This window comes from Roseibium sp. RKSG952 (genome assembly GCF_009711355.1).
This window is the reverse complement of sequence record NZ_SMMF01000141.1, coordinates 1-289: the sequence shown is the minus strand read 5'-3', so window position 1 is coordinate 289 and position 289 is coordinate 1. Positions and strand designations below refer to the sequence as shown.

The window sequence follows — 289 nt, the reverse complement described above, 5'->3', positions numbered from 1 at the left end:
CCTGTTCGAGCTCATCTGCGCACGATATGAACGCAAGTCCATCCTGATCACCGCAAATCAGCCCTTCGGCGAATGGAACAAGGTCTTTCCGGACCCCGCCATGACGCTCGCTGCCGTCGACAGGCTTGTACACCACGCCACCATTTTCGAAATGAACGTCGAGAGCTACAGGCGCAGATCCGCTATGGAAGCAAAGGCGAAAGCGTCGCAAGTCGTCAGCCTACGCGACAATCAAAGAAAATCCTCAGATTGTCGCGGAGCGTCAATCACACGACGAATAACCGCTTGC

Annotated in this window: 1 pseudogene; it reads left to right on the top strand. The window is 55.0% G+C overall.

Annotated elements, in window-relative coordinates:
* Window positions 1-190, top strand: a pseudogene (locus E1297_RS00335) (ATP-binding protein); the annotation flags it as partial.
* Between the last annotated feature and the right edge of the window lie 99 nt (window positions 191-289).